Raw genomic sequence first — 24328 nt, 5'->3', positions numbered from 1 at the left:
CTGCCGCCGCCGGCTCCGAGCCGCTGTCCGGTAATCCCCCCGGCCGGACAGCACAAAGGTCCTGCACTCCCGGCCGGGAGTGCAGGACCTTCCCTCTCGACGAAAAGCCGTCGCGTCGCCGATCCGCCGCCCGGCTAACCCACGCGCGCCGCCAGCGCCTCCACCGTGCGGCACTCGAAGACGGCCTCCAGGCTCACCTCAAGGCCGTACGAACGCGCCGCGCCCACCAGCCGCGCGGCCGTCATGCTGTCGCCGCCCGCCTGGAAGAGGTCCTGGTCGTCGGCCACGGGCCGGCCCAGGAGACCGGCCGCTATACGCGACAGCCGCTCCCGTGGGGGCAGTTCGGCCTCGTCGCCGTCCCCGGCCACGGGGTCCGCCGCGACGAGGGTGGAGAGCGGCAGGGCCGCCAGGCGGGCCCGGTCCAGCTTTCCGTTGGGGGTCAGCGGCACCTCGTCGATCACATCCAGCTCGGTGGGCACCATGTAGTCGGGCAGCGCCTCGGCCAGCCGACCGCCGACCGCTTCGAGGTCGGGCCGGGCACCGGGCGCCGGCACGACGTGGCAGCGCAGCACCGGCGTACCGTCGAACGTCTCGCGGCGCACGCTCGCCACCGCCCGGGCCACGGCGGCATCGCGTGCCGCGACCGCCTCGATCTCACCCAGCTCGACCCGATAGCCCCGTACCTTGACCTGCTGATCGGCACGGTCGAGGTAGCGCAGCCGGCCGTCGGCGCCGAGGACGACGATATCCCCGGTGCGGTACATCCGCCGCTCCCCGCCCGCGAACGGATCGGGCACGAACCGTTCGCGGGTCAGATCGGGCAGCCCCAGATAGCCGCGGCCCACACCCGCGCCGCCCAGGCAGAGCTCACCGGGTTCGCCGGGCGCGGCGACGGTCCCCTCGGGGGTGAGGACGTACGCGGTGACCCCGGCGACCGGCGTGCCGATGACGGGGTCGGGTGCCTCGTCGAAGGTGGCCATGACGGCGTCCACGGTCGCCTCGCTCGGGCCGTACAGGTTGAACACCAGCATGTCCCGGCGGGTGTGGAACTCCTCCCACAGCCGCTTGCCGACCGCCTCGCCGCCGACCGCGAGCACACGCGGTGCGTGGCCCTCTCCGGGGCGGAAGGCGCCCGCGGCCGTGAGTTGCTCCGCGTAACTCGGCGTCGTCTCCAGGAAGTCGATCCGCTGCTCGCGCAGATAGGCGGTCAGCGCGACGGGGTCCCGGCGCGTCGGTTCGTCGACGATGTGCAGGGTGTGCCCGGCGAGCATCCACAGCAGGGGATCCCACGACGCGTCGAACGAGAACGCGGCCACATGGGCCACCCGCAGCCGCTCCGCGCCGACCAGCGCGGTCGCCGGCGCGAACATCCGGTCCCGGTGGGAGGCATACAGGTTGGCGATCGAACGGTGCTCGATCATGATGCCCTTGGGTTTGCCCGTGGACCCCGAGGTGTAGAGCACGTACGCCAGGTCGGAGGGGAGCGGCGGTGCCGGACGGTCACCGGAGGGCACCCGCACGTCCGCCAGGCCGCAGAGGCGGGACGGGTCCAGCGCAGTCCGGCCGGTCAGGGAGGAGTCGGCGAGGACCGCCGCCGGGGCCGCGTCGGCGAGCATGGTCGCGATGCGGTCCGGCGGGTAGCTCGCGTCGACCGGGACGACCGCGGCACCTGCCGCGAGGATGCCGAAGACCGACACCACGACGTCGGCCGTGCGGGGCAGCAGTACGCCTACCAGGTCGCCCCGGCCCACTCCCCTGGCCCGCAATCCGCGGGCGACGGCCGCCACTTCCTCCTGCAGGGCGGCGAAGGTGAGGGAGCGGTCCGGGCCCACGACGGCGAGCTCGTCCGGACCGTGCCGCGCCTGGTCGTCGAGCAGCTCCGGCAGCAGCGGGGCGCTCATCGCAGGAGTCCGGCGACGGCCTCGACCACCTCACGGCTGCTCAGAAGATCGGCGTGGATGGTCGAGGGGAACGAGAGCTCCTCGGCCGCGGCCTTGGCCCCGTCGCCGGGGGTGGAGGAAGAGACAGCCGTGGCGGTTGCCCAGCTCGCCAGCAGGGCGTCGGCGTCCGCGACGGCCACCGCGTTGGCGCCGACCTGGTAGGAGACGTAGGTGCGGAAGGCGTCGAACAGCTCCTGGGTGCGGGCGGCGTCCAGTCCGCTGCGGCTGCAGTTGAGCTCGACCAGGGGACGGCCGAAGTCGAGGAGCGCCCGGGCCAGCCCCGACATTGTGTCGTGCGCATCGCGCATCCGCTCGGCGGTCTCCTTGGCGGCGGCGATCTCCTGCGGGGTCAGCTCGGGCAGGTACCCCTCGATGACCCGGGTGAACTGCCAGGCGAGATAGAACTCCTGGGGAACGTCGGGATCGAACAGCACCAGCCTGGGCGTGCTGCCCCGGGTGTCGGCTATCCGGTCGCGCAGGGTGGACGCGTAGGGGCTGGAGGCGCAGAACCCCATGACGGCCTTGACGGTCCAGTCGTTGGCCACGATCCCTTCGAGCCAGTGGTCCACCCAGTCCGATCCGCTCAGTTCTCCGTCGATGCCGGCCACCGAGACCGGAGCGGTCTCCCACACCTCGATGTCGTCAGGAAGATGGACCACCAGGTCGGGAAAGCCCGCCTCCGGCCGCCCCGTCTTCGGGTAGTCGACGGCGAGGACGACTTCCTTGTCCTTCCCGCTGCCCGCGAGGTGGGTCCAGGGGGTCGACGTGTCGCTCATGATGAAGCTCCTTTACGCGAGTACGAGTACGCGACCGTGTCCGGGTCGTCGAGGAACCGGTCGTCGAGGAACTGTTCGATCGCCTCGCGGACGTGCTCGGCGAAGGAGACGGACAGGTCGTCCAGATAGAAGTGCCCGCCAGGAAAGACCCGTGAGCGGAAGCGGCCGGTGGAGTGCTGCTGCCAGGCAGCGGCCGCGTCGACGCTCACGCGCGGATCGGCGTCACCGTTGAAGACCGTCAGCGGCGCGTCGATCGAGGCGGACTCCTCGGCCTGGTAGGCCTGGATGATGCGGTAGTCGGCCTGCACCGCCGGCAGCACCATGCGCAGCAGGTCCTGGTCCGCGAAGACGTCCGCGTCAGTCCCGTCGAGTAGCCGCATCTCCTTCAGCAGCGCCGCCTCGTCGTGCAGGCGGATGGGTTTGGCCACGGCCTGCGACGGGGCGCCGCGTCCGGACACGATCACTCCGGTGACAGCGTCCGGCGGCAGCCGGCGTGCCAGCTCGAAGACGACTGCCGAGCCCATGCTGTGTCCGAACAGGATCAGCGGCGCACCGTCCGCGCCGGTGGCCGGGAGGACCTCCGCCAGGCGGTCCGCGATCTCACCGATGCTGTCGGCGAAGGGCTCGTGCCGGCGGTCCTGACGGCCGGGGTACTGCACCGTCAGCACCTCGACATCCGGGGCGAGCCGCTCCGACAGACCGTGGTATGCCGTTGCCGCGCCGCCCGCGTGCGGAGCGCACACCAGCCGGGCTCGGGCCGACGGCGCCGGGTGGAATCTTCTCAGCCATGGCTCCGCCGCGGATTTCGGCTGAGCCTCAACTCCTCCAGTCATCAGTACTCCTCCTCGTCGGTGTCCTGGTCGGTGGTCTCGGTGGTGGTATCGGCGGTGGTCGTGGTCTCGTCAGTGGCTTCGCCCGTGTCGGTGTACGGCGCCGGGGCGGTCAACGGCGCGGTTCCGTGCCCCGCGGCCGCCGTCTCCGCCAGCCGGGCCGCCACATCCATGGGGGTGGGCTGGTCGTAGAAGAGGGAGACGGGGATCTCGAGACCGGTGCGCGCGGCCACGCGGTTGCGCAGTTCGACCGCCATCAGGGAGCCGAGCCCAAGATCGGCGAAGAGCTGGTCCGCCCCGAGGGAGCGGCTCCCCCCGTAGCCGATCACGTCGGCCGCCTCCCGGCAGATGACCTCGACGATCAACGCGGCCGCCTCGTCCTGGCTGCTCTCCGCGAGCCGGGTGCGCAGCTGCTCGTCCGACGAGTCGGGCGCATGGGTGCCGGTGCCGTGCGCGGTCTCCCATGCGGCGTGGGCGGCGGGCACCGACTGCAGCTGCGCGTGCAGCCGTGCCGGCACGGCCTTTATCGCCGTGTTCCAGTCCAGGGGTGTTGCTGTCGCGTCTACGCCGCCCCTGCGGTGCAGTTCGTTGACCAGTGCGCGCAAGGGGGGCAGGCCGGCCTGGTCCTGGAACCCGATCGTCGAGGCGTTCGTGCCCAGGGCCCGCAACTGCGTGGTCAGCGCGCGCAATTGGTCCGCGCGCACGCTGCCCAACGGGGCGTCGTCGTGCTGCGTGAACACCAGCAGTTCGGTCGAGGGGCTGTCCACGACCAGTCCGGCCACCGCCTGCACCAGGTCCTCCCGCCCCGTAACGCCCTCGTGCAGGGCGACGACCACGAAGTCGGCGTCGCCTCCGCGCCGGGCCAGCACGGACTCCAGCCGCGCCAGGAGCGAGGAGTACGAGGAATCCATCTCGCCGTCCCGTGCCGCCGGCACCAGCACCTCCACGTCCGGGCCGGGACCGCCGAACCGGTCGGCGGCCGCCTCGTCGGGCACCACGGCTACCAGCGGTCGCACGCCGGGCGCCGACACCGCCGGACGCGGTGTCCACTCCTCCAGCCGCTGCACGAACGTCCCCTGGGCACGGACCGCCAACCACGGCTCCACGGTCGTCGCTCCCAGCGCCTCGGCCAGCCGTCCCAAGGCACGCTCGTCGGCATCCTGCGGCACATCGATTACCGCGCTGACGTCGTCAGCCGCCGATGCCTGCGCCCAGTCCAGCAGCGCGCCCGGTGCGGGCAGCGCGTCACGCTCCGAGGTCCGCACGGCTCCGCTCGTCAGCACCACGGCGCGGCCGGCGAAGGCGCCCGGCGCGGGCAGCGGTCCGCTCGCCGCGTCGGCGAGGAGAAGCAACCCGGCGTCAGGGTGCTCCCTCGCCGCCGCGTCGAGCTCATCGGCCGTCCTGGCGACCGGCCCGGCGACCAGCAGATCGCCCAACGTCGCCGCGATCCGCCCGGTGAGCACGGGGGCCGCTCCGTCGACCGGGCCGGCCAGCACCCAGCGTCGGCGTGCCAGAGGGCGTACCCGCGCCGAGCCGACGTAGGGGTGCCAGGTGCGGGACAGCAGCCGCCCGCTGTCCTGACCGTGCCCGCCCGCCTGCTCCAGCCTGCGCGCCAGCGCGGGCAGCAGTGCCTTCAGCGCTGCCACCGACTCGCCGTCGGTCAACGCCAGTTCGCCGGCAAGCGCCTCCGTGTCGCCCGACTCGACCAGCTTCCAGAAACGGTCGTCGTCCCGCTGGGACTCGGTCCCCTTCTCCTTGTGCGGGGTCGGAGTGAGCCAGTGGTGGGTGCGTTGGAAGGGGTAGGTCGGCAGCTCGGTGTACGGGGGCGTGGTGTTTGTCGAAGTCGAACCGGTCGGGGTCGGCTCGGGTGTCTGGCCGTGGGTGAGGGTGTGCAGGGCCAGGGTGAGGGTGTGGGCCGGGGTCGTGTCCGGGGCGGAGGTCAGCAGGGGAAGCGCCGCCGCCTGCGGGTGGGCCGTGCGGGCCAGGGCGGTCAAGGTGGTGTCCGGGCCGACCTCCACGAATGTCTCCGTCTGCTCCGCGACGGCGGTCAGTGCCTGGTGGTAGAGCACCGGGTTGGTGATGTGCGTCGCCACGTACTCCGCGTCCACGGTGGTGGCCTGGGCACCGGTCTGGGTGGAGTAGAACGGCACGCTCGGCTCACGGAAGCTGAACTGCTCGGCGAACGTACGGAACTCGGCGGCAGCCGGCTCCATCAACGGGGAGTGGAAGGCGTGCGAGACCCGCAGCCGACTCGTCTTGCGCCCCCGGTCGCGGAAGAACTCCGCTACGGCCGTCACCTCGTCCTCCGGACCCGAAACCACCGTGCTCTCCGGCCCGTTGACCGCCGCGACGGACGAGCGCGACATCCCGGCCAACCGCTCCTCCACCTCATGCGGAGATGCGTTCACGGCAATCATCGCGCCGCCGTCGGGGAGGGCTTCCATCAGGCGGGCCCGCTCGGCCACCAGCGCCGCCGCGTCGGCCAGTTCCAGCATCCCGGCCGCCCACATCGCCGCGAACTCACCTACCGAATGCCCCATCACCGCATCCGGGCGCTGGTCCCGCTCACGCAGCCAGTTCACCAACGCCACCTGCACCACGAACAGCGCCACCTGCGCATACCCCGTCCGCGACAGATCCCCGGCCTCACCGGCCAGCACCTCCCGCACCGGGAAGTCGGCGAACTCGTCCATGACCGCCACGGCCGCGTCCAGGTGCGGTGCCAGGTCCGGGACCTCCCAGAGCCGGCCCAGGCCCTCCGGTCGCAGCGTCCCCTGACCGGAGAACTGCCACACCGCACCCGAACCAGCCCGAGCACCACCCGTGACCAACCCGGTGCCCGCATCCAGCGTCCGCGCCGACGCAGGCCCCTCCAGCGCCAGACCCTCGTCAAAGGCCAGCGTCTCCAACGCCCGCACGACGCCGGCCTTGACCTCTGAAGCGTTCTCAGCCGGGGTCGTGATGATCGTCGCCCGATGCGCGAATCGGCTCCGGCCGTTCAGCGCGGCGGCGATCCGCCGAAGCCCCGCCGCGCTGTCGGCGTCCGAGGACGCGGCGACGTGCTCGCCCATGCGGGCGGCCAGCGCACGCAACGCCCCGGAGGACTTCGCCGACAACCGCCACACGACGGGGCTGGCAGCGTCGGCGTCGGTGGCACCCTCCGCCACCGGCTCGGCCGGCAGTGGCGGCTCCTCCAGAATCACGTGTGCGTTGGTGCCGCTGATGCCGAAGGACGAGACGCCTGCGCGGCGCGGACGCTGCGGATCCGGCTCCCACGGCCGCGCCTCCCGCAACAGCTCGACGCCGCCGCCATCCCACTCCACGGCAGAGGACGGCTGCGCCGCATGCAGCGTTGGCGGCAGCATTCGGTGTGCGAACGCGCCGATCATCTTGATGATCCCGGCCACGCCGGCAGCAGCCTGCGCATGGCCGACGTTCGACTTCACCGAACCCAGCCACAGCGGCTCCTGCTCCTCGCCGCGACGGTGCCCGTAGACCGCCTGCAGTGCCGAGACTTCCATCGGGTCCCCCAGCCGGGTGCCTGTTCCGTGTCCCTCAACGACGTCTACGTCACCGGGCTCGACACCGGCGGCTGCGAGCGCCCGCTCGACCACCGCCCGCTGCGCCGGACCTCGGGGTGCCGTCAGCGTCGACGACGCACCGTCCTGGTTCACGGCGCACCCGCGTACCACCGCCAGCACCCGGCGACCAGCGGCCACCGCATCCGACAACCGCTCCAGCATCAGTACGCCCACGCCCTCGCCCCAGCCGACACCATCGGCCTCCTCCGAGAACGCCTTGCACCGGCCATCCGGCGACAGCCCCCGCTGCCGCGAGAACTCGATGAACGCGCGTGGGGTGGACATAATCGTGGCGCCGCCCGCCAGCGCGAGCGAGCACTCGCCCGATCGCAGCGCATTGACCGCCATGTGCACCGCAACCAGCGACGACGAGCACGCCGTATCCACCGTCAACGCCGGTCCTTCCAGGCCCAGCGTGTAGGCCACACGGCCCGACGCCACACTGCCCGCGACGCCGGTACCCACCAGGCCCTCCACGTCCGTGGGGCATTCGGTGAGCTCGGTTCCGTAGTCGTGGTACATCAGGCCGGTGTAGACGCCAGTCCTGCTGCCACGCAGCGCCAGCGGATCCATGCCCGCCCGCTCGGCCGCCTCCCACGAGCACTCCAGCAACAGCCGCTGCTGCGGATCCATCGCCATGGCCTCGCGGGGGTTAATCCCGAAGAAGTCGGGGTCGAAGAGGCCCGCGCCGTGCACGAAGCCGCCCTCGCGGGCGTATGACTTGCCCGCCGCGTCGGGGTCCTCGTCGAAGAGCTCCGAGACGTCCCAGCCACGGTCGACCGGAAAGCCCGACACGGCATCGGTCTGCGACGCGACCAGTCCCCAGAGGCCCTCCGGGGACACCACACCACCGGGGAAACGGCATCCCACACCCACGATGGCGATCGGCTCGTCGGCGCCCGTTCCCGCCGTGGCGGCGGGCCGTGCGGTTTCGGTGTCTGCCCCGGCCTCTGTGCCGACGAGGAGTTCGAGGAGGTAGTCGGTCAGGCTGCGGGCATCGGGGTAGTCGAAGATCAGTGAGGCCGGAAGTGTCTGACCGACCGCACCACCCAGCCGGTTGCGCAACTCCAGCGCGGTCAGCGAGTCGAAGCCCAGCCCCGAGAACGATGTGTCGGCGTCGATTGCGGCATCGGCCGAGCGGCCCAGCACACCCGTGGCCGTACCAATCACCAGCTCCCGTACCCGCTCGCGCCGCTCCGCCGCGTCCAAGCCCCGCAGCCGCTGCGCAAATCCCTTGTCCTCACCTTGGCCGATCCGGTGCCCGGAACGCACAGAGACCGGCGCCAACTCCCTCAGGACTGTGGGAACTTCAGCCGACCTGCCCAACGCAGGCCGGTCCAGTCCGAGCGGCATCGCGACCGGATCACCGCCCGCCAGCGCCCGGTCGAAGAGCGCCACCCCTTCTTCTTCCGCGAGCGGGACAAAGCCCGACCGGCGCAGCCGCGCCAGGTCCGCCGCCGACAGCCCGGAGGCCATCCCGTCGTCCCCGGACGCCTCCCACAGGCCCCAGTCCAACGCCAGCGTCGGCATTCCCGCAGCCGACCGGACCCGCGCAAACTCGTTGAGGAAGGCATTCGCCGCCGCATAGCTGCCCTGACCGGGACCGCCCAGTACCGCGGCGGCCGAGGAGAAGACCACGAAACGTGTGAGGCCGAGGCCGAGTTCGGTGGCGACGTCGTGCAGGTTGAGCACGGCGTCCACCTTCGGGCGCAGCACCGCCGACACCCGCTCTGCCGTCAGCGACTCAACGAATCCGTCGTCCAGCACACCCGCCGAGTGGACGATTCCGGTGATGTCACCGTTGTGGCCGGCCAGTACGGAGCGCACCTCGTCGCCATTGGCAACGTCGCAGGCCGCCACCGCCACCTGGGCGCCCAGCTCCGAGAGTTCGTCCCGCAGCCCGGTCACCGACGCCGATGCCGCGCCCGACCGGCTCAGCAGCAGCAGATCGCGTACTTCGTGCGTCACCACCAGGTGGCGCGCGATCACCCGCCCCAACTGGCCCCCGGCACCGGTGACCACCACCGCACCCGAACCGAAGGGGTTTGGTTCCAGCGCCCGTTGCTCCTGACTCGGGGTGATGCGGGCGACCCTGAGGGTGCCTTCGCGTATCGCGGTCTGCGGCTCGGCGGCGAACGGCACACGCGTCAGCGCCTGCCAGGAGCGAGGATCGTCATCCATGTCCACGAGCGCGATACGGCCCGGATGCTCCGCCTGCGCACTGCGCAACAACCCCAACGCCGCCGCCGACGCCGCGTCCACGACCAGGTCGCCCTCCACACCGGCCGCCCACCGCGACACCACCACCAGCCGCTGGTCCTCCGACGCCGCCGCCAGCCACCGGCACACCACATCCAGCGCCGCACCGACCGCCTGATGCACCACACCGGCCGACGGCCACGACGCCCCGTCGCCGACAGTCGACGATCCCAGCTCGTACACCACCACCCCGGCGCCGGCCTCGACCGCCGCCTCCAGCGAATCCGCGGAGCCGAACCCGAGATCGTCGACGAAGCCCACGCTCGACCAATGGTCGGTCTCGGCCGGGGCCGTCAGGGCCGCGGGCCGCCAGACGGGGACCAGCAGGGGCTGCCCGGCTCTGTGTGCACCAGCGGCCGCTATCTGCTGCGGGGACACCTCCGCGACCGTCAACTCGGCCACGTCGATGACGGCTTCACCGTCCGGGGTGGTAAGGCGCAACCGGTACGAACGCGGCGACAGCTGCCGGATCAGGACCCGCACCGCTCCCCCGTTGGCGGGACGGTGGAGTCGTACTCCTCTCCAAGAGAAGGGCAGTTGAACGTCATCGTCGGCGTTGCGCTCGGCGGTGGCGGCGATGGCGTGCAGGGCTGCGTCGAACAGCGCGGGATGCAAGGCGAACCCGGCGGCGTTCTCGTATGCCTCGTCCATCTCCACCCGGCCGATCACCGTCCGGCCGTCCTGTTCCACCGACCGCAGCCCACGGAACAACGGACCGTAGTCCAGCCCGAAGTCGGCAAGCTGCTCGTACAGACCGTCCAGGGATACCGGGACACCGGGTCCTGCCGTCCAGGAATCCGGCTCGGACGCGTCAGCGTCAGCAGGGCTCAGCACCGCCGACATGTGCTCGGACCACTCGGCGGGGTGGGCAGCGGCAGCGGAGACCGGGCGGCTGTGCACGGTGATGCCACGAGCTCCGGACTCGTCCCCACGTTCCACCAGCGCCTGGAGCACCAGTGCGTCGTCGTCGCCCAGGACCACTGGCGCCTTGACCACCAGCTCGTCCACGACAGGCGCCCCGAGCTCGGCGCCCACCCAGGCCGCCAGCTCCACCAATGCCGTCCCCGGCACCAGCACCCGGCCATGCACCCGATGCTCCGCAAGCCACGGATGTGAACCCGCACTCACCCGCCCCGTGAACAACACCGCCCCACTGACCGGCAACTCCGTCATCCCGTCCAGCAACGGATGCTCAGCCGCCGACAGGCTCGAGCCGGCGAACGGTCCGCCGGTGAGCCAGTGGTGGGTGTGTTGGAAGGGGTAGGTCGGCAGGTCGATGTGGGGGGTGGTGCCGGCCTCCAGGGTGGGGGGTGGGGTTTCGTGGTGGGTGAGAGTGTGCAGGACGAGAGTGAGGGTGTGGGCGGGGGCCGTGTCCGGGGCGGAGGTCAGCAGGGGAAGTGCCGCCGCCTGCGGGTGGGCCGTGCGGGCCAGGGCAGTCAGAGTGGTGTCCGGACCGACCTCCACAAACGTGCCTGCCTGCTCCGCGACGGCTGTCAGCGCCTGGTGGTAGAGCACCGGGTTCGTGATGTGCGTCGCCACGTACTCCGCATCCACGGCGGTCACCTGAGTACCGGTCTGGGTGGAGTAGAACGGCACGCTCGGCTCATGGAAGCTGAACTGCTCGGCGAACGTACGGAACTCGGCGGCGGCCGGCTCCATCAACGGGGAGTGGAAGGCGTGCGAGACCCGCAGCCGACTCGTCTTGCGCCCCCGGTCGCGGAAGAACTCCGCTACAGCCGTCACCTCGTCCTCCGGACCCGAAACCACCGTACTTTCCGGCCCGTTGACCGCCGCGACGGACGAGCGAGGAGCGCCGGCGAGGCGTGCCTCAACTTCTTCACGGGTGGCGTGGATGGCGATCATCGCGCCGCCGTCGGGGAGGGCTTCCATCAGGCGGGCCCGCTCGGCCACCAGCGCCGCCGCGTCGGCCAGTTCCAGCATCCCGGCCGCCCACATCGCCGCGAACTCACCTACCGAATGCCCCATCACCGCATCCGGGCGCTGGTCCCGCTCACGCAGCCAGTTCACCAACGCCACCTGCACCACGAACAGCGCCACCTGCGCATACCCCGTCCGCGACAGATCCCCGGCCTCACCGGCCAGCACCTCCCGCACCGGGAAGTCGGCGAACTCGTCCATGACCGCCACGGCCGCGTCCAGGTGCGGTGCCAGGTCCGGGACCTCCCAGAGCCGGCCCAGGCCCTCCGGTCGCAGCGTCCCCTGACCGGAGAACTGCCACACCGCACCCGAACCAGCCCGAGCACCACCCGTGACCAACCCGGTGCCCGCATCCAGCGTCCGCGCCGAAGCAGGCCCCTCCAGCGCCAGACCCTCGTCAAAGGCCAGCGTCTCCAACGCCCGCACAAGACCGGACCGCACCTCGGTGGCATCCTCACCCGGCGTCGCGACGATCGTCGCCCGATGCCCGAACGACGTCCGCCGCTCCAACGCCGCGCCGATCCCACGCAGACCGGACAGGCCCTCCGCGTCGGAGGTGTCTGCCAAGAAGTCGGCCATACGGGCAGCCTGCGCGCGCAAAGCCACCGAAGACTTCGCCGACAACCGCCACACAAGGGGATCGCCCTCGTCGGCATCGCCCTCGGCCAACAACTCAACGGGCCGCGGGGGTTCTTCGAGGATGAGGTGTGCGTTGGTGCCGCTGATGCCGAAGGACGAGACGCCTGCGCGGCGCGGACGCTGCGGATCCGGCTCCCACGGCCGCGCCTCCCGCAACAGCTCGACACCGCCGCCATCCCACTCCACCGCAGAAGACGGCTGTCCCGCATGCAGCGTTGGCGGCAGCACGTCATGCGCAAACGCACCGACCATCTTGATGATGCCGGCCACCCCGGCAGCAGCCTGCGCATGCCCGATGTTCGACTTCACCGAACCCAGCCACAACGGCCCCTGCCCCGCACCATCGCGACGCCCATACACCGCCTGCAGCGCAGAGACCTCCATCGGGTCCCCCAGCCGGGTGCCTGTTCCGTGTCCCTCAACGACGTCTACGTCACCGGGCTCGACACCGGCGGCTGCGAGCGCCCGCTCGACCACCGCCCGCTGCGCCGGACCTCGGGGTGCCGTCAGCGTCGACGACGCACCGTCCTGGTTCACGGCGCACCCGCGTACCACCGCCAGCACCCGGCGACCAGCGGCCACCGCATCCGACAACCGCTCCAGCATCAGTACGCCCACGCCCTCGCCCCAGCCGACACCATCGGCCTCCTCCGAGAACGCCTTGCACCGGCCATCCGGCGACAGCCCCCGCTGCCGCGAGAACTCGATGAACGCACCAGGGGTGGACATAATCGTGGCGCCGCCCGCCAGCGCGAGCGAGCACTCGCCCGATCGCAGCGCATTGACCGCCATGTGCACCGCAACCAGCGACGACGAGCACGCCGTATCCACCGTCAACGCCGGTCCTTCCAGGCCCAGCGTGTAGGCCACACGGCCCGACGCCACACTGCCCGCAACACCCGTGCCGACGAAGCCTTCGAGATCTGCGGGGTACTCCGGGATCCGCGTGCCGTAGTCGTGGTACATCAGGCCGGTGTAGACACCGGTCCTGCTCCCGCGCAGCCCCAGCGGATCCATCCCCGCCCGCTCGACCGCCTCCCACGAGCACTCCAGCAGCAACCGCTGCTGCGGATCCATCGCCAGCGCCTCACGCCGATTGATCCCGAAGAAGTCCGCATCGAACAAGCCCGCGCCGTGCACGAAACCGCCCGCACGCGCATACGACCTGCCCACCGCCTCCGGGTCGTCATCGAAGAGCTCCGAGACATCCCAGCCACGGTCCGACGGGAAACCCGACACCGCGTCCGTGCCCGACGCGACCAGCTCCCACAACCCCTCCGGCGACACCACACCACCCGGGAAACGGCACCCCACACCCACAATGGCGATCGGCTCGTCGGCCGCCGCGGTCTCGGCGGGCGTCGCCTGCACGGGAGCTGAAGGTTCCTCGGCAACGAGGAGTTCGAGGAGGAAGTCGGTCAGACTGCGGGCGTCGGGATAGTCGAAGATCAACGATGCCGGGAGCGTCTGACCGACCGCCCCGCCCAGCCGGTTGCGCAACTCCAGCGCGGCCAGCGAGTCGAAGCCCAGACCCGAGAACGACGTGTCCGCGTCGATCGCCGCATCCACCGAGCGGCCCAGCACCCCCGTGGCCGTACCAATCACCAGCTCCTGTACCCGCTCGCGCCGCTCCACCGCGTCCAGGCCCCGCAGCCGCTGCACAAATCCCTTGTCCCCTTGACCGCCCCGGACTCCGGCGCGCGCTGAGACCGGTACCAACTCCCGTAGTAGGGCCGGCACTTCCGGTGACTTGGCCAACGCCGGCCGGTCCAGCCCGATCGGCACCGCCACCGGAGCCCCGCCCGCCAGCGCCCGGTCGAACAGACCCAGCCCGTCCTCCACCGCGAGCGGGACAAAGCCCGACCGGCGCAGCCGCGCCAGGTCCCCCGCCGACAGCCCGGAAGTCATACCCGCGTCGTCCCCGGACGCCTCCCACAGGCCCCAGTCCAACGCCAGCGTCGGCACTCCCGTAGCCGACCGGACCCGCGCAAACTCGTTCAGGAAGGCATTCGCCGCCGCATAACTCCCCTGGCCCGGCGAGCCGAGAAGGGACGCGGCGGAGGAGAAGACGACGAAGTTCGTCAGGTTGAGACCGAGTTCGGTGGCGACGTCGTGCAGGTTGAGCACGGCGTCCACCTTCGGGCGCAGCACCGCCGACACCCGCTCCGCCGTCAGCGACTCAACGAACCCATCATCCAGCACACCCGCCGCATGCACCACTCCGGTGATGTCACCGTCGTAGCCGGACAAGGCCGAGTGCACCTCATCTCGGTCGGCCACATCACATGCGGCGACCGCCACCTGAGCACCCAGCTCCGCGAGTTCTTCCCACAGGCCGGTCATCGACGCCGATGCCGCGCCGGAGCGGCTCAGCAGCAGTAGGTCGCGCACGCCATGCGTCACCACCAGGTGGCGTGCGATCACCCGCCCCAACTGGCCCCCGGCACCGGTGACCACCACCGCACCCGAACCGAAGGGGTTTGGTTCCAGCGCCCGTTGCTCCTGGCTCGGGGTGATGCGGGCGACCTTCAGGGTGCCTTCGCGTATCGCGGTCTGCGGCTCGGCGGCGAACGGCACACGCGTCAGCGCCTGCCAGGAGCGAGGATCGTCATCCATGTCCACGAGCGCGATACGGCCCGGATGCTCCGCCTGCGCACTGCGCAACAACCCCAACGCCGCCGACGACGCCGCGTCCACGACCGGGTCGCCCTCCACACCGGCCGCCCACCGCGACACCACCACCAGCCGCTGGTCCTCCGACGCCACCGCCAGCCAACGGCACACCACATCCAGCGCCGCACCGACCGCCTGATGCACCACACCGGCCGACGGCCACGACGCCCCATCCCCCGCAGCGGACTCAAGTTTGTACACCACCGCCCCGGCGCCGGCCTCGACCGCCGCCTCCAGCGAATCCGCGGAGCCGAACCCGAGGTCGTCGTCGAAGCCCACGCTCGACCAATGGTCGGTCTCGGCCGGGGCCGTCAGGGCCGCGGGCCGCCAGACGGGGACCAGCAGGGGCTGCCCCGCTCTGTGTGCACCAGCGGCCGCTATCTGCTGCGGGGACACCTCCGCGACCGTCAACTCATCGACGGACACGACCAGTTCGCCTTCCGTCGACACCAGCTGCAGGCCGTACGACTGCGGCGACAGCTGCCGAACCAGGACTCGGACGGCGCGCTCCGCGGCGCCGTGGATACGGACGCCCTTCCAGGCAAAGGGGAGTCGGATCTCCTGGGGCTCGTCCCCGCTGTCGTGCTCGGCGGTGGCGGCGATGGTGTGCAGGGCTGCGTCGAACAGCGCGGGATGCAAGGCGAACCCGGCGGCGTTCTCGTATGCCTCGTCCATCTCCACCCGGCCGACCACCGTCCGGCCGTCCCGCCCCACCGACCGCAGCCCACGGAACAACGGACCGTACTCCAGCCCGAAGTCGGCAATCTGCTCGTACAGACCGTCCATCGGGGTGGTGGATCCCGGGCGGGCCTCCCACTTCTTCGGTGCGGTCTCCGCTTCCGGCGCCAGCACTCCGGTCAGGTGCTCGGTCCACTCGACGGGGTCGCTGCCGGAGGCAGGGTGGCTGTGGACAGTGAGGGTGCGCGTGCCGGACTCCGCTACGGCGCCCACGAGTACCTGGAGCACCAGCGCCTCGTCGTCGTCCAGGACCACCGGAGCCTTGACCACCAGCTCGTCCACGACCGGCACTTCGAGCCCTGCGCCTACCCAGGCTGCCAGCTCCACCAACGCCGTTCCCGGCACCAGCACCCGGCCATGCACCCGATGCTCCGCAAGCCACGGATGCGCACCCACACTCACCCGACCCGTGAACAGCACCGCCCCACTGCCCGGCAACTCCGTCGTCCCGTCCAGCAACGGGTGATCAGCCGCCGGCAAACTCGCGTGCGCCCTCTGGGCAGGCGTCAGCCAGTAGTGCGTGCGCTGGAAGGGGTAGGTCGGCAGCTCGGCGTACGGGGTCGCGGCATCCGTCGAACCGGCTGGAGACGGCTCAGGCGTCTGGTCATGGGTGAGGGTGTGCAGAGCGAGGGTGAGGGTGTGGGCCGGGGTCGTGTCCGGGGCGGAGGTCAGCAGGGGAAGTGCCGCCGCCTGCGGGCGGGCCGTGCGGGCCAGGGCGGTCAAGGTGGTGTCCGGACCCACCTCCACGAACATGTCCGTCTGCTCCCCGGCGGCGGTCAGTGCCTGGTGGTAGAGCACCGGGTTGGTGATGTGCGTCGCCACGTACTCCGCGTCCACGGTGGTGGCCTGGGCACCGGTCTGGGTGGAGTAGAACGACACGCTCGGCTCACGGAAGCTGAACTGCTCGGCGAACCTGCGGAATTGTGCCGCGGCCGGCTCCATCAATGGGGAGTGGAATGCATGCGAGACCCGCAGCCGACTCGTCTTGCGCCCCTGACTGCGGAAGACCTCGGCCACCGCCGACACCTCGTCCTCCGGACCCGAAACCACCGTGCTCTCCGGCCCGTTGACCGCCGCAATCGCTGACCGGGGGGCATCGGCCAGCTGGGCTTCGACCTCCTCACGGGTGGCGTGGACGGCGATCATCGCGCCGCCGTCCGGCAGAGCCTCCATCAGACGGGCCCGCTCGGCCACCAGCGCCGCCGCATCCGGCAGCTCCAGCATCCCGGCCGCCCACATCGCCGCGAGCTCACCTACCGAATGCCCCATCACCGCATCCGGGCGCTGGTCCCGCTCACGCAGCCAGTTCACCAACGCCACCTGCACCACGAACAGCGCCACCTGCGCATACCCCGTCCGCGACAGATCCCCGGCCTCACCGGCCAGCACCTCCCGCGCCGGGAAGCCGGCGAACTCGTCCATGACCGCCACGGCCGCGTCCAAGTGCGGCGCCAGCCCAGGAACCTCCCACAGCCGCCCCAGCCCCTCCGGCCGCAACGTCCCCTGACCGGAGAACTGCCACACCACACCCGAACCAGCCCGAGCACCACCCGTGACCAACCCGGTGCCCGCATCCAGCGTCCGCGACGAGACAGGCCCGTCCAACGCCAGACCCTCGTCGACAGCCAGCGTCTCCAACGCCCGCACGACGCCAGCCTTCGCCTCGGCAGCGTTCTCACCCAGCGTCGCAACGATCGTCGCCCGATGCGCGAAACGGCTCCGGCCATCCAACGCGGCGCCGATCCGCAGAAGCCCCGCCGCACTCTCGGCGTCCGAGGAAGCCGCGACGTACTCGCCCATGCGGGCAGCCTGCGTACGCAACGCCCCGGGCGACTTCGCCGACATCCGCCACACAACAGAACCCGCAGCGTCGTCAGCACCGTCCGCCACCGGCTCGGCCGGTACCGGCGGCTCCTCCAGAATCACGTGCGCGTTGGTGCCGCTGATGCCGAACGAGGACACACCCGCCCGACGCGGACGCTGCGGATCCCGTTCCCATGGCCGTGCCTCCCGCAACAGCTCCACACCGCCGCCATCCCACTCCACCGCAGAAGACGGCTGCGCCGCATGCAGCGTCGCCGGCAACACGTCATGCGCAAACGCCCCGACCATCTTGATGATCCCGGCCACCCCGGCAGCAGCCTGCGCATGGCCGACGTTCGACTTCACCGAACCCAGCCACAACGGCCCCTCCCCCTCACCGCGACGACGCCCGTACACCGCCTGCAGTGCCGAGACCTCCATCGGGTCCCCCAGCCGGGTCCCCGTCCCATGTCCCTCGACCACACCCACATCAGCCGGCTCAACCCCCGCAGCCGCAAGCGCGCGCTCAACTACCGCCCGCTGAGCCGGGCCTCGGGGTGCTGTCAGCGTCGACGATGCGCCGTCCTGGTTGACCGCGCACCCGCGCACCACCGCCAGCACCCGACGCCCCGCGGCCACCGCATCCGACAACCGCTCCAGTACCAGCACACCCACGCCCTCGCCCCAGCCCATGCCGTCGGCGGAGTCCGAGTAGGACTTGCAGCGGCCGTCGGGCGACATGCCGCGCTGGCGGCTGGACTCGATGAACGGGCCAGGTGTGGACATGATCGTGGCGCCACCGGCCAACGCCAGCGAGCACTCCCCCGCCCGCAGCGCGTTGACCGCCATGTGCACCGCCACCAGCGACGACGAGCATGCTGTATCCACGGTGACGGCGGGGCCTTCCAGGCCCAGCGTGTAGGCCACACGGCCCGACGCCACACTGCCGAGGCTGCCGTTGCCGACGTAGCCCTCCATCTCGGCGGGGACGGCGTCGATGGCAGGGCTGTAGTCGTGGTGCATCAGGCCGGTGTAGACACCGGTCCTGCTCCCGCGCAGCCCCAGCGGATCCATCCCCGCCCGCTCGACCGCCTCCCACGAGCACTCCAGCAGCAACCGCTGCTGCGGATCCATCGCCAGCGCCTCACGCCGATTGATCCCGAAGAAGTCCGCATCGAACAGGCCGGCATCCCGCACGAAACCGCCTTCGCGGGCGTACGACCTGCCCACCGCCTCCGGATCCTCGTCGAAGAGCTCCGAGACATCCCAGCCACGGTCGGACGGGAAACCCGACACCGCGTCCGTGCCCGACGCGACCAGCTCCCACAACCCCTCCGGCGACACCACACCACCCGGGAAACGGCACCCCACACCCACAATGGCGATCGGCTCGCTGGCTCGTTCCTCGTACTCGTGAAGGCGTCGCTTGGCCGCCCTCAGGTCGGAAGTCGCGCGCTTGAGGTAGTCCAGGTACTTGGTCTCGTCAGCCATGGTGAAAACCCTCGCTCTTCTCTCAACTGAGGGGTGGGGTGGTCCTGTCGGTGCTGAAGGGGTGGGGGTGGCCCTGTCGGTCAGGAGTCCTTGAGCTCGCTGTCGAGCAGCCCGAAGATCTCGTCTGCGGTGGCGTCGGCGATGTCGTCGTTCGCATGGTCCGTGTCGTAGTGGTCCGTGTCGTAGGCGCGCAGCAGTGCGCGCATGCGGTTCAGGAGGGCTTCGCGGTGGGCGGGGTCGCCGGGCCGGGCGATGAGCCGTTCGACTTCGTCGAGCGGTTCCTGCCCGGCAGCGGCTCCGGTGTCGGGGAGTTCCTGATGCAGGAAGGCGGCCACCTCACCGGCCGTCGGGTAGTCGAATACCAGCGTTGCGGGCAGGGAGAGGCCGGTGCGCCGGGAGAGCCAGTTGCGCAGGTCGACCGCGGTGAGCGAGGTCATGCCGAGCTCCAGCAGGCCGCGCCCGACGGGCACCTGTTCCGGGTCGTCGTAGCCGAGGATCGTGGCGACCCGTGCGCGCACCTCGTCGGTGAGCGCCTCCTGTCGTTCCTCGCCGGACAGGCGGGCGAGGGACGTGCGGAACTCGTCGGTGTCGTCCGCGTGTTCCGTCGCGGCAACGGTCGCGGGGGGAACCAGGACGGACAGTACGGCGGGCACGGTGCCTGTCGCGGCGAGGGCCCCGGTGTCCAGCGAGAGAGGCACGAGGCGGGCACGGTCGGCGGCCGACGCCAGGTCGAGGACGGCCATCGCGGCGGCCGGGCCGATCGGTAGGACGCCGGTGCGCGCGAAGCGGGCGAGGTCGGCGCCGGAGACCGCGTCCGTCATGCCGCCGTGCTGCTCCCACAGGCCCCAGGCGAGTGAGGTGGCGTTGCGGCCCTGCGCGGAGAGGCTGTCGGCGAAGGCGTCGAGGACGCTGTTGGCGGCCGCGTAGTTGGCCTGGCCGGCGTTGCCGAGGGTGCCGGCCGCCGAGGAGAACAGCACGATCCGCGCGTCGGGGGCCTCGGCGCCCAGGGCGCACAGGGCGGCCGCGCCGTGCACCTTGGAGTCGAACACGGCCGCGATGTCCGCGGTGTCGAGGTCGGTCAGGAGCGCGTCGGCGGTCGTGCCCGCCACATGCACGATTGCGGACAGGGCCGCCGGGTCGCCGATCGCGTGCCGGAGTGTGTCGACGGCGTCCGGGGCGGCCAGATCGCAGGCGACCAGGTCCACGTCGCATCCGGCGATCCCCAGGTCGTCGACCAGGTCCTCGGCGCCGGGTGCCGCGGAGCCACGCCGGCTGGTGAGGACGATCCGCTCGGGCCGGTACCGCTCGGCGATGTGCCGGGCCACCAGGGAGCCGATGGAGCCGGTGCCACCGCTGATCAGGACGGTGCCGTCGAGGGACCGGCCCTCGTCGGGCGGGGCGGGGAGGGCGGCCTTGGTGAGCCGGGGCACGAGCAACGCGCCCTGGCGCACCGCGATTTCACGCTCGGCGCTGCCCGCGGCGACGGCGCGGGCCAGGGCGGTGTCGGAAGCCTCGGCGCCGTCGGTGCCGACGACGGTGAAGCGCCCGGGGTGTTCGGTTTCCGCGCTGCGCAGCAGTCCGTGCACCCCCGCGACGGCCGGGTCGGCGGCATCGGGCGTGACGATCCACAGCTGTCCGGAGCGGTCGATGGTGAGCCACTCCTGCACGGCGCGCAAGGCCTCGGCGGTGGCGTCCCGGGCGCGGCCGGCGTCGAGCGGCTCGCCCGGTGCGATCGGTGGTGCGAGGACGACGCGGTCGGCGTCGGCGATGTCCGTGAGCGAGGGCCGGGGGTCGACGGTGTGTCCTGCGGCGTCCCAGGCGCGTACGAGACCAGGGGATACGGGGCCGACGGTGGCGATGCGCAGCGGCAGGGCGGCCGCGGGCTCGGGGGCCGGCTGCCAGGTGATCTCGTACAGCAGCGGCCTGACTCGCCAGGAGGAGTCGGTGAACTGGGCGTGGTCCACGGGGCGCAGGGTGAGGCCGGCAACCGAGACGACCGGTGTGCCGTCCTCTGTGGCGACCAGGACGCGGGCGGTTCCGTCGTCCGCGTACCGGATCAGGAAACGGTGCCGGGTGCCGGCCGGGCCGTGCTGCGCTGCTCCGGAGAAGTGGAACGGGACACGGACCTGCGGTGCGTCGTCCGTCACGGTCAGTCCGGTGGCCTGGAGTACGGAGTCGAGAAGGGCCGGGTGGGTGCCGTATCCGTCGGTGCCGGTGGCGGGTTCCAGTGCGACGACGCCGAGGACGTCGGTCCCGCGGGTCCACGCCTCGCGCAGGGCGCGGAAGGCAGGACCGTAGTCCAGACCGACGTTGGCCATGCGGGTGTAGTGACCGGCGACATCGGCGGGGGTCGCGTCGGTGAGGTCCCAGTCGCGCAGTTCGGCGAAGTCGGCGTGGGGTGCGACGGTCTCCGCGCGGAGTACGGCGACGGCGTGCCGCCGTTCCTCGGTTTCCTGGCTGTGACGGGAGGTGAGGGTCACCGTCCAGGTGCGTTCGTCCGTGCCGGGTCCCGTGCCGGGTTCGGCCACGACCGTCAGGTCGACGGCGTCCCGCTCCGGCAGGACGAGGGGGTGCTCGACGCTGAGAGACTCGATGACGTGGTCTGCGGCGAGGACCGTACCGGCGGCTCTGGCGAGCTCCAGCACCGCGGTGGCCGGGACGATGGCCTGGCCGAGGATGACATGGTCCGCGAGCCAGGGGTGGGTCCGGGTGGAGATCCGGCCGGTGAGGACGGTGGTTGCGGTGCCGGGCAGCCGCAGCGCGGCACCGAGCAGCGGGTGCGCGACGGGGTCGAGGCCCAGGTCCTGCGGTTCGGCGCCGCCGGCGTGGCCGGCGGGCAGCCAGTAGCGCTGTCCGGCGAACGGGTAGGTGGGAAGCCCGAATACCGGGGTCGCGTCTCCGGGCAGTACGGCGTCCCAGTCGACGGGAACGCCCGCGGCGTGGGCGGTGCCCACGAGCAGCAGGATGGACGTGTCCTCGGGCAGGTCGCGCCGCAGGGCGGCGGCGGTGAGCGGACCGGCGTCCTCCGGGGTGGCTGCCGGCCTGGCCTCGTCCAGGGCGGCCGAGGCCAGGCCGGTCAGTGGTGCGTCGGGGCCGAGTTCCAGCAGCACGTCGACGCCCGCGGCGCGCGCCTGCATCAGCCCGTCGTGGAAGCGCACCGCCTCCCGCAGGTGGCGGGTCCAGTACCGGGGGGAGGTGAGGTCCTCCGCGGTGGCGACGGCGCCGGTGACGTTGGATATCACCGGTGTCTCGGGCGGCCGGAAGGTGAGGCCGGCGGCGACGGCGGTGAACTCTTCCAGGATGGGGTCCATCAGCGGCGAGTGGAAGGCATGGCTGACGTTGAGCTCGCGGGCCCGGATGCCCCGGTCCCGGGCCTGCGCGGCCACCGCGGCCACCGCGGAGCGCTCCCCTGAAAGGGCCACGGTCCGCGGGCCGTTGACCGCGGCGATCGCGACGTCGTCCCGGTCGGCCAGCAGCGCGGCGACGTCTTCCTCGCCTGCGCGCAGCGCGTACATCGTCCCTTCGGTGGCCACCGACTCCATGAGGCGTCCGCGGGCGCACACGAGACGTGTGGCGTCGGGCAGGTCCAGCACGCCCGCCGCGTGGGCGGCGGTGATCTCGCCGATCGAGTGCCCGAGCAGGTGGGCCGGTGCGATGCCGAACGACCGGACCAGGCGGTACAGGGCGGTCTCCACGGCGAACAGGCAGGGCTGGGTGTAGTCGGTGCGGTCGATCAGCGCGGCGGCCGGGGTGTCGGGGTCGGCGAACAGCACGTCGAGCAGCGGGGTTTCGAGGTGCTGGTCGCACTCCGCGGCCACCTCGTCGAGGGCGGCGCGGAAGGCCGGGAAGCGCTCGTACAACGTGCGGCCGGCGCCGACGCGCTGGGCGCCCTGCCCGGAGAACAGGAAAGTGACCCGGGGCTCTTGGCGGGCCGTACCCAGGACGGTGGTGGGCCCCGTCTCTCCGGCGGTGAGGCGGGAGAGTGCGGCGGCGACGTCTTCGAGCGAGCCGCCGACGGTGACGGCGCGGTGGTTGAACCGCGGGCGGCGGGCCAGCGCGTGGGCAACCTGCCGGGCGTCGGCCTCGGGGTGTTCGCGCGCCCAGGTGGCCAGCCGGCCGGCCTGCGCCCGCACGCCGGCCGCTGTACGGGCGGACAGGGGCCAGGCGACGGTGCCCGCGGCGGGCTCCTGGGATGCGGGCGGTGCAGCGTCGGCCGCGGCCTCTTCCAGGATCACGTGAGCGTTGGTGCCGCTGATGCCGAACGCGGAGACGGCGGCCCGGCGCGGCGCGGGCCCCTCGCCGTCGGTGGCCGGCTCCCAGGGGCGCGGCCGGTCGAGCAGTTGCAGGGGGCCGGTCCAGTCGACGTGTCCGGTGGGCCGGTCGATGTGCAGGGTGCGCGGGAGGGTGCGGTGCCGCATCGCCATGATCATCTTGATCACGCCAACGACTCCGGCGGCGGCCTGGCTGTGCCCGATGTTGGACTTGGCGGAGCCGAGCCACAGCGGACGGTCGGCGGCGCGCCCGGAGCCGTAGCTCTCCAGGAGCGCCTGCGCCTCGATGGGGTCGCCGAGTTCGGTTCCGGTGCCGTGGGTCTCGACGGCGTCGACGGCTCCGGAGGGCAGGCCGGCGTCGCGCAGCGCGTCGCGGATCACCCGGACCTGCGAGGGGCCGTTGGGGGCGGTGAGGCCATTGCTGGCGCCGTCCGAGTTGACGGAGCTGCCCCTGATCAGCGCGAGGGTCTCCAGGCCGCGCCGGCGGGCGTCGGCGGCGCGGCACAGGAACAGCATGCCGACGCCCTCGGCCATGCCCATACCGTCGGCGTCCGCCGAGAATGCCTTGCAGCGGCCGTCCTTGGCCAGGACGCGCTGCCGGGAGAAGCCGGAGAATGCGTCCGGCAGCGACATCACGGCGGCGCCGCCGGCCAGGGCGAGGTCGCTGGCGCCGCTGCGCAGCGACTGGCAGGCCAGGTGCAGGCTGACGAGAGAGGACGAGCAGGCGGTGTCGACGGTCAGCGCGGGGCCCTCAAGGCCGAGGGTGTACGCGATGCGGCCGGAGGCGACGCTGGTGACGCCGCCGAGCAGCAGCAGCCCTTCGAGGCCGGCCGGGGGCTGGTCGGTCTGGCGGTCGTAGCACTGGGCCATCGCCCCGACGAAGACGCCGGTGCGGCTGCCCTTGAGGCCGAAAGGGTCGACCCCGCCGGACTCGATCGCCTCCCACGCAGTCTCCAGCAGCAGCCGCTGCTGCGGGTCCATGGCCAGCGCCTCGCGCGGGCTGATCCCGAAGAACTCGGGGTCGAAGTGGCCCGCGTCCGCGAGGAACCCGCCTTCGCGGGCGTAGCTGCGGCCCTCAACGTCGGGATCGGAGTCGAAGAAGTCCGCCAGGTCCCAGCCACGGTCGGTGGGGAAGGCGCCGATGACGTCCCGGCCGTCGGCGAAGATCCGCCACAGCGCCTCCGGGGTGCGGGCGCCGCCGGGGTAGCGGCAGCCGATACCGACGACGGCGATCGGCTCGTGAGCGGCGTCGCGGACGGCGTCCAGCTCGGTCCGGGTGCGTTGCAGCTCGGCCGACACCCGCTTGAGGTACCCGAGGAGCTTGTCTTGTTCGAGCATGTGCGGATCTCCTTGCGAGAGCGGTGCGCGGCGGGGCGGAGCGGGCGGGAG

At 71.9% G+C, this 24328-nt stretch carries 4 protein-coding genes and 1 pseudogene; all 5 read right to left on the bottom strand.

All coding sequences use genetic code 11. The features are described from left to right. Nucleotides 1-134 precede the first annotated feature (134 nt). A complete protein-coding gene (locus K9S39_RS41055) occupies nt 135-1901 on the bottom strand; it encodes a non-ribosomal peptide synthetase (protein WP_248868381.1) in 1767 nt (588 codons plus the stop codon). Further along, entirely contained in the window at nt 1898-2716 is an 819-nt protein-coding gene (locus K9S39_RS41050; protein WP_248868379.1) for a hypothetical protein, read from the bottom strand. Before K9S39_RS41050 ends, K9S39_RS41055 begins: the two co-directional genes overlap by 4 nt. After that, entirely contained in the window at nt 2713-3459 is a 747-nt protein-coding gene (locus K9S39_RS41045; protein WP_248868378.1) for a thioesterase II family protein, read from the bottom strand. Before K9S39_RS41045 ends, K9S39_RS41050 begins: the two co-directional genes overlap by 4 nt. A gap of 89 nt (nt 3460-3548) precedes the next feature. Then, nucleotides 3549-18668: a type I polyketide synthase gene (locus K9S39_RS41040; protein ID WP_283113362.1), complete on the bottom strand. Its 15120-nt coding sequence runs from the start codon at nt 18666-18668 to the stop codon at nt 3549-3551. Between the two features lie 80 nt (nt 18669-18748). Further along, a pseudogene (locus tag K9S39_RS41025) lies at nt 18749-24262 on the bottom strand (SDR family NAD(P)-dependent oxidoreductase); the annotation flags it as partial. Nucleotides 24263-24328: the final 66 nt, after the last annotated feature.

Origin of the sequence: Streptomyces halobius, assembly GCF_023277745.1 — a bacterium.
GTDB classification, from domain to species: Bacteria; Actinomycetota; Actinomycetes; order Streptomycetales; family Streptomycetaceae; genus Streptomyces; species Streptomyces halobius.
Note: the sequence above shows the minus strand (reverse complement) of the source record. Positions and strands in the feature narration are given on the sequence as shown.